This is a genomic window from Protofrankia sp. Cr1, from assembly GCF_963555865.1.
In the GTDB taxonomy this organism is placed as follows: domain Bacteria; phylum Actinomycetota; class Actinomycetes; order Frankiales; family Frankiaceae; genus Protofrankia.
Genome location: NZ_CAUVXO010000034.1, coordinates 2,260 through 10,076 on the forward strand (window position 1 = coordinate 2,260; position 7,817 = coordinate 10,076).

The 7,817-nt window shown below is 68.2% G+C and carries 7 protein-coding genes and 1 riboswitch; of the genes, 2 read left to right on the plus strand and 5 right to left on the minus strand.

Going from position 1 to position 7,817, the window contains the following annotated elements:
- Positions 1–95 precede the first annotated feature (95 nt).
- Positions 96–1,184, plus strand: a complete 1,089-nt coding sequence (locus U9980_RS05480) for a PfkB family carbohydrate kinase (RefSeq protein ID WP_322766954.1) — start codon at positions 96–98, stop codon at positions 1,182–1,184.
- A gap of 30 nt (positions 1,185–1,214) precedes the next feature.
- Here U9980_RS05480 and U9980_RS05485 read toward each other — a convergent pair whose 3' ends face one another.
- The 4 genes from U9980_RS05485 to U9980_RS05500 form a co-directional block, all read right to left on the minus strand.
- Complete coding sequence (locus U9980_RS05485; RefSeq protein WP_322766955.1) at positions 1,215–2,768, minus strand: PepSY domain-containing protein; 1,554 nt, start codon at positions 2,766–2,768, stop codon at positions 1,215–1,217.
- A gap of 189 nt (positions 2,769–2,957) precedes the next feature.
- On the minus strand, positions 2,958–3,602 hold the full coding sequence (locus tag U9980_RS05490; RefSeq protein WP_322766956.1) for a hypothetical protein: 645 nt from the start codon (positions 3,600–3,602) through the stop codon (positions 2,958–2,960).
- A 72-nt stretch (positions 3,603–3,674) separates the two neighbouring features.
- Positions 3,675–4,706, minus strand: coding sequence for a magnesium and cobalt transport protein CorA (locus U9980_RS05495; RefSeq protein WP_322766957.1), 1,032 nt, complete (start codon positions 4,704–4,706; stop codon positions 3,675–3,677).
- Positions 4,707–5,102: 396 nt separating this feature from the next.
- A riboswitch (M-box (ykoK) riboswitch) is annotated at positions 5,103–5,270 on the minus strand.
- 130 nt (positions 5,271–5,400) lie between these two features.
- Entirely contained in the window at positions 5,401–5,859 is a 459-nt protein-coding gene (locus tag U9980_RS05500) for a hypothetical protein (RefSeq protein WP_322766958.1), read from the minus strand.
- A 116-nt stretch (positions 5,860–5,975) separates the two neighbouring features.
- On the opposite strand from U9980_RS05500, the gene U9980_RS05505 reads away from it, so the two are divergent.
- Positions 5,976–6,650, plus strand: a complete 675-nt coding sequence (locus U9980_RS05505) for an O-methyltransferase (protein ID WP_322766959.1) — start codon at positions 5,976–5,978, stop codon at positions 6,648–6,650.
- A 94-nt stretch (positions 6,651–6,744) separates the two neighbouring features.
- Here the strand turns inward: U9980_RS05505 and U9980_RS05510 are convergent, their stop codons facing one another.
- Positions 6,745–7,416 (minus strand): DivIVA domain-containing protein, encoded by a 672-nt coding sequence (locus U9980_RS05510; RefSeq protein ID WP_322766960.1) that lies wholly within the window; start codon positions 7,414–7,416, stop codon positions 6,745–6,747.
- Between the last annotated feature and the right edge of the window lie 401 nt (positions 7,417–7,817).

The window sequence follows — 7,817 nt, forward strand, 5'->3', positions numbered from 1 at the left end:
CCCGTACCGGTTCGGGCGGACGACGTTAGTCTCAACGGCTGTCCACGCTCACTCCCACCGGTGGTGAGCCACCGGTTCCCCGACGGAAGGCGGCCATGACCGACCCGCTCGTGCCGTCCCCGGTGCCCGCCGGGCCAGCTGCCCGATCAGCCCGCACGCACCCGCCGCGGTTCGTGGTGGTCGGCGCCTACGTCGCCGACTGCCTGGTCAGCACACCGCGGCTGCCCGGATGGGGCGAGCACATCCAGGCCGACGCGATCCGGACGACGCCCGGTGGGAAGGCACTCAACCAGGCGGTCACCCTCGCGCGGGGCGGCGCCCACGTCACGGCGGTGGGGATCGTGGGAGGTGACACGGTCGGACGAGATCTTGTCGCGACGCTCACCGCCGAGGGCATCGACACCGCCCATCTGACCGTCCAGCCGAACGCGCCAACCCCGGTCTGTGTCGTGTTCACCCGGCCCGACGGTCAGAACGCCACCACGTGGAGCATCGCCGACAATATGATCGCCAGCGCGGAGATCGTTCACCGGGCGAAGGCGGAAATCGCCCATGCGGACGCCGTCCTCATCACCTTCGAGGCAGCCGCCGAGGCCATCCGCCAGGCCGTCACGATCGCCCGGGACGCCGGCACCCGTGTCATCGTCAATCCCGCGCCGTCGCCCGCCGACCTGACCGCATACCGGGCCCTACCCTGGCAGCAGGTCGACATGATCATCCCGAACGAAGCCGAAGCCCGCGCCCTGCTCCCCGAACACCACCCCGCCCGCGCGGGGCAGGCTGACGGACTCGCCGAGGCCCTGGGGAGCACGCTCGGCGTGCCGACCGTCTGCGTCACCCTCGCCGCGAACGGATGCACCCTGTGGGACGCGAGCGCCAGTACGAGCACCGGTGACCGCCGTGCCAGCTCGGCGAACGCCCAGACCTACAGCGCGCATCCGACCGACGTCGTCGACACAACCGGCGGAAGCGACGCCTTCACCGCTGTCCTCGCCCTGCATCTGCTCACCAGCGCCGACCAGTCGACCGCCGTCCGTCACGCCCACGCCGCCGCGGCGCTGACCATCAGCCGTCCCGGCACCTACGACGCCTTACCCACCGCCGCCGAGCTACGCGATCAACGCGATCAACGCGACCAACGCGATCACGGCGGTGGCGGTCACCCGGCCCGGCCTGGACGGTAACGCCGGGCCGGGCCGGGTGACCGTGTGACGTCAGGCGGGTGTGGCGCCGCCGCGCTGCCGCGTCCGCCGGACGACACCGACGGCCACGTCGAACATGAGGAAGGCGAGCAGGGTCACGCCGAGGACTGGCAGTGCCCAGCCGACAGCGGCGGTGAGCACGACCCCGACGACGAGTACCGGCCGCGGCAGCCCGCGCCAGGTGCCGCGCGCCGGAGCCGGGCCGACGGGCGCCCGCCGATCGTCGCGTAGGGGCCGCCGCTGCCACCACATCCGGTAACCCCAGATGATCACACACAGCAGGCCGACCATCAGGGATGCGAGAAGCACCTGGTTGGCCAGGCCGAACAGCAGGCCCATGTGCGCCGCGATCCCGAGTTTGGCGAGTTTCGCGAGCAACGGGTAGTCAGCCCAGTCGGCCTGGGAGACTATCAGGCCGTCGGCCGGATCGATCGCGACCTGGCTGAGCCGTACCGGCCACAGCTTGTCGGTCTGGGCGACGCTCCAGGCCACGCCCGGCTCGGCGGGCAGGTCGATCTCGACCGGCCCGTCCAGTCCGCCTGCGCGCGCCGTGGCGAGAACCCGGTCGAGCTGCCCGGTGATGCCTGCTTCGCCGTGGTCGGTCGTCGAATCGGCAGCAGTCGTCCCGCTGTCGGTCATCACATGGCCCGCATGCTGTGGGTCGGCGACGGGGCCGGGGCTGGAGGCGGGGCCGGGGCTGGAGGCGGGCACCGGCAGGGTGGTGTCGAGTTCCGGCGCGTGGGCGTGCAGTGCGTCCAGAGCCGAGCTGAAGTGCGCTCCAGCATTCCGCGACCACGTCAAGCCCGTCGCAGACAGGAACAACAGGCCGAGTACGAGCCAGATCCCGATGCTGCCGTGCCAGGCCATCGTGCGCCGCCGACCCCGCGCGGCAAGATCGGGCAGCAGAACCCGGCGCAGCCGCCGGGCACTGCGCCGCCGGAGCACCCACAGCACCACACCACCGCCGACCACCACCCACAGCCAGCTCGCCGCCACCTCGGAGTAGTTCCGCCCGAGCGTGCCGAGATGCAGGTTGCGGTGCAGATCATCAAGCCATGTGGTCAGCGGGGTGCTCCCCCACCAGGTGGTCAGCGCTCCCCGCACCTGGCCCGTGTACGGATCGACGTAGACGGTGCGCTGCTTGTCGTCACCGAGGCCGGGCACGTCAAGCACGACCCGGGTCGTCCGGTCGGCTGCGTCAGCGGGCAGCACCGCGGCCACGCTGCCCTCTGGATGAACGGCCCGAGCCGCCACGACCTGTTCGGCCAGCGGACGCGGGTTCGTCCCGACCCGTTCGACATGCAGTTCGTCGGCGTAGACCAGCCCGTCGAGCTGCGGGGTGAGGGTGTAGGCGAGCCCGGTGAGTGCGGCCACCACCAGAAAGGGCGCTACCAGCACGCCCGCGTAGAAGTGCAGCCGAACCAGCAGGCGGCGTGCGCCGCCGGCATCGGCAGAAGCTGGAGCTGGAGCAAGAACAGCAACAGAGACGGGAACGGGAGGAGCAGGAGGAGCAGGAGGTGTTACGGGCTCGTCCGGGGACAGCCCAAGATGATCAAAAGTGGTCACATGCGTCTCCAGCACAGGAATGAGGTCACGCGGACATGCCGCGGCGACGCCCCACACATGAAGATCAGCTCAGTGTGCTCTGACTCACGGCCCCGCGACGGACCGATGAGGCACGGCTGAACCCGGTGGGACGGAACGCGGATTACACGCGGATGGACACCGTCCGGGCGATCACGCCCGCCGAACCGGTCAGGCCGGTACGAGAACCGGTGGACCCCTGCGGATGACGACATGGAAGAGCAGGACGAGACGTGGTGCCCGCCGCAGCCACCGGACGGGCTGGACCGGGCGGACGATACGCGGGCGGACGAACCCGATCCGGTGCCGCAGCAGCCGGCCGGCGACGCGGCGCGCGACGGCCGCGGTGCCCCGCGCCGCCCGCCACAGAAGGCGTTCCCCGACAGCGAGCCAGAGCGCGAGGACGAGCGCGGCCAGCAGGTGCGCGAGCGCCATCGCGGGCCCACCGGGCAGGAGGTCCACGCCCGGCGCGGCGCTCTGGAGCGCCATGTCACCGCTGTGGGTGAGATCAGTGATGTCGATGGAGGCGCCCCCGGCGAGACCGTTCGCCATGGCGGTGGGTTCGGTGACGGCAAAGGCGAGATGCAGGCCCGCCTGCACGCCGAGCACCAGGGCGGAAAGCCGCCAGGCGGACATCCGACCCTGTGCCGATCCCCAGCAGACCCGGGCTGTCACCATCGCCCCAAGCCCCATGACCGGCACCGACGGCCACCGGCCGCACGCCGCCCGGTGGCCGGCGACCGCAAGGCCGAGCGCCAGGGCCGCCACCGTCGCGGCGCGCGCCCCCCGCCCAACGGGTGTCGCGGCCCAGGTCACAAGCCCCAGACCCTAGGGCATGACAACGTGTTCAGGCGGGAGTTCAGACAGGACAGGCGGGCGCCGGTGTGGTCACAGCCATCGCCGGCTGCGGAAGATCGTGTAGAGCATGACGCAGACGCCGACCATGAGCGCCATCGCGAAGGGGTATCCATACGCCCAGCGCAGTTCCGGCATGTCGCTGAAGTTCATCCCGTACACCGTGCCGACCAGGGTCGGCGCGAACAGGATCGCCGCCCATGCGGAGATCTTCTTGACTTCCTCGTTCTGCTCCAGACTCGCCTCGGTCAGGATCTTCATCTCTTCGTTCTGGCGCTGCCCGACCAGTGCGGCGTTCACGGTGAGGATGTTCACCAGCAGCTGCCGGAAGCCCTCGATGCGCTCCACGACCTGGACGACATGATCGGATACGTCACGCAGGTACTGCTGCAGCTCGGCGTCGACGCCGTACTTCACAAATCCCGACGCCAACGCGGCCAGCATCCCAAGGAGCGGCTTGGTGGCCCGCTGGAACTCGATGACCTCCCGGGACAGCTCATAGATCCGCCGGCTCACCTCGGGGTCCCCGCGGAACACCTCGGTCTCGATCTCGTCGATATCGTTTTCCAGCCCCGCCACCACCGGCGCATAGTCGTCCACGACCCGGTCGAGGATGGCGTAGAGCACCGCCTCCGGCCCCCTGGCGAGCAACTCCGGATCGGACTCCATCCGCCGCCGTACCTTCGGCAGGTCCGGGGCGTCACCATGACGCACGGTGATCACATAATCATCACCGACGAAGACGTGCAGCTCGAAGAACTCGACTTCTTCGCGGGTGTCGTTGTAGCGCGCCGCACGCAGGACCACGAACAGGGTCGTGCCGTACCGCTCCAGTTTCGGTCGCTGATGCGCCTGTACGGCGTCCTCGACCGCGAGCTCGTGCAGATCGAACTCGTTCGCGATCGAGGCGATCTCGCGCCGGTCCGGACGGACCAGGCCGATCCACGCGAGGTCCTGCTTGTGTTCGTCATGGCGCTCACGCAGGAGTTGATAGGTCTCACCCAACGAGTTCGGCCGCGCAAAACGCCGACCCTCGGTGTAGAACGCGTTCTCCATCACGGTCATCACGCCAGCTCCTCGAGGGGCTTACGGGCCGTGCCGGTAGGCGCCGCCGGGCTCACAGCGGCGTTCGGAGCACTCGTTGATCCAGCGCGCCTACCGGAGCAGCCCATGAGTCATGACTTGCACTCCAGTCCACCCGCATGGACGAACAGGGCGCAGCGCCCTCGCCGACGCGAACCAGAGCCCGGCGGCGATGTCGGTCGTACAGAGGTATGCCGTACAGGTACAGGGACCGGACTCAGGCGGCGGGGGTCGCCGAGCCAGCCAAGGACAGGCACGGACTATGGCCGGGACTCATCCCGCCACCTCCTTTCACCGCCGGGCGCCCGTGGGCACACTTCACCTGCGCAGAGAGTGATCGCACGAATCGTGCCCAGCCCAGCACCGGACCACGTGCGGAACACCCCTCCTCGTCAGAGCTTTGGCACTGCACGGCGTAATCCCAACCAGGAAGCCACCTGGGCCCACCCCTTAGCTCGGGGAGAGCTGTCCTGACCCGGGGCGTCTCTCGACGTTCGGGGTCAGTGGCCTGTGTCCGTGCAGACGCCTCACCGAACGAGGTGCCGCATCCCAAGCGTGCCGCCCGAAACGGTGCCCTGTCAAACCGCCGGCGGGTGATATTGCTCCGGACATGCCCCAACCTACACCTTCCATGCCAAAAGGGTAACTCATGTTACTTTAAGTAGTTTTTTAACTCTCAGGCGCCGGGTCCGAACGCGGGTCGCCCAGCCTGCTCACGCTCGGACGCCTTCATCCGGGCCTCGTAGACATGTCGCCGGCCACCGGTAAGCGCGTCCCGGACCATCCGCTCGGACTCCACGAATGTTCGGAAGTAGCCGTCGTCATACTCCTCGACCACCTGGAAGGTCCACCGGCCGTCGAGGACGTTCCGCCCGAACAGGTCCCGACGCACCCGGTCGGCTATGTCAGCGTGCCCGGCATTCTCCAGCTCCGCCAACGCCGACCCGAGCATGAGATCGGCACGACCGGACATCTGGTGGAACGCGTAGAGATGACCTCTCGCCCGTTCCACCCACTCCAACGCCTCGCTGATCTTTCCAACCGCGTGAACGGTGTCGCCGGCCAGCTCCGGGGCGGTGCGGTCGGCGCTCTGCGGGATCGGCGCCGGGGCCGGGGTCCGGGGGTTCGTTCTCACACCCCGCAATTGCCCGGCATGCACCCGGGCGACACGGCATCCCCAGCGGAAAGCTGAAGGTCAACAACGACGATCCGAGAAGATGCGGTTGCAGATGGGAGTAGTAGCCTGCCTGTATGGCCAATTTTGACCGTGCGGCCGATTCACCGATCCTCGCACGCGGCATCCAGCCCTACATCGCAATCCACAGCTCTCCGCCGGAGGAGCTCCTCGTCGATCTCGCCGAGGAAACCCGACGGACGTTCCGTGATGTGGCCCGTATGCAGATCGGTACCGAGCTCGGCACGCTGCTGACCATGCTGACAGCAAGCACGGGGGCACGCCGGGCGATCGAGGTCGGCACGTTCACCGGATACTCCTCGGTGTGCATCGCCCGTGGGCTGCCCGCCGACGGGCAGCTGCTCTGCTGTGACGTGAACGAGGACTGGACCTCGCTCGCGCGTGAGTACTGGAAGCGCGCCGGCCTGGACGGCCGGATCGAGCTACGGCTCGGCCCGGCCGCGACCACCATCGCCGCGCTGCCCGCCGAGCCCAGCTATGACATCGCCTTCATCGACGCGGACAAGACCTCCTACCAGACGTACTTCGACCTGCTGGTGCCGCGGATGCGCGTGGGTGGGCTGATCGTCGCCGACAACGTGCTGCAGGGTGGCGATGTCGTGGATGCGGCAAGCCAGGAGGTGAACGTCCGGGCGATCCGGGCATTCAACCAGGCCGTGGTCGCCGATAATCGGATTCAGGCCGTTCTGCTGGCGGTTTCGGACGGTCTGACAATCGCCCGAAAGCTCTAACCTACCACGCGATACCGGGCCGGCAACGGCGGCGCGACCATGGCCTGCCATGCCGCGCCGCCCTCGCTCCCGATCACCGCAGCCACACCGGCACTCAATCGGACCTGACGACCAGATAATCCTGGACGCGGGCGAACTCGCGTTCCAGAAAATCGAGGAAATCGTCGACCTCGTACTCCCGGTAGCCCCCGTAAAACCGCGTCGTATCGAACTTGACAGCACTGATGTCGGCCGGCGCGAGGCATGCGGGAAACGAACCGGGATCCCGCTGCCGGCCGTCTCCGGCGGATTTCACCAGAGCGTGCATGACGGCCAGATCCTGCGCCACCCGGTCGAGGAAGTCATTAACCTGATCAACCTTGTAGCCAACACCGAGCTGCGTCCGGGTAAACAACTTTCCCGCCACCTCCGGACCGGTTATACCAGCGTGGTAGGAAAGACCGCGCCCACCGGTCCGGCCGGCACCCGCCACCGCGGACATAAATTTCTGGAGGTTTGCGAACTCCCGCGCGACAACGCCGAGGAAGTCATCGACCTCCTGTTCGCAGTAGCCACTCAGAAACCTCGTCGGGTTGAAGGTCGTCGAGCTGATCTCCGTCGGGGTCACGCGCAGGACGAGTTCGCTCGGATCCGGTCGGTAGCCGCTCTCGACCGATCGCACAAGTGTGTGCAGGCGGTGCAGCTCCGCGGCGGCCCGGTCGAGGAAGGCGTCAACACCGACCATGGTGTAGCCGGTGCGCAGGCGGGTGGCGCTGAACGCCTTCATGCTGAGGTCGTGGGATGTCACGATCGGGCGGTAGCAAACGGGATGGTGGGAACCGCGTTCACCGCCCGCCTGCGAAAGCGGCGACTGTGGTTGCATTCCGCGCCGTACCGGCGGGGCCTGCGCCACTCCAGCGGGCGCCACCCGAGCTGACACCGTCGGAGCCGGCGTCGGCGGAGCTGACACCGTGGGAGGCGGCGCTTGCTGCGGCACCGACACCCGGGACGGCCGTGGCTGGATAGGCAGCGGGATGGTCTGCTCCGGCTGAAGCTGCCGCGGCACCTGCACGACACCGCTTCGCTGCGCAGTATCACTGTTATACCGGCTGATGCCGTCATACCGTCCGATAATATCGTAACGGGCGGTATCGTCATGATACGCACTATCATCAGGCGTGATGTCAT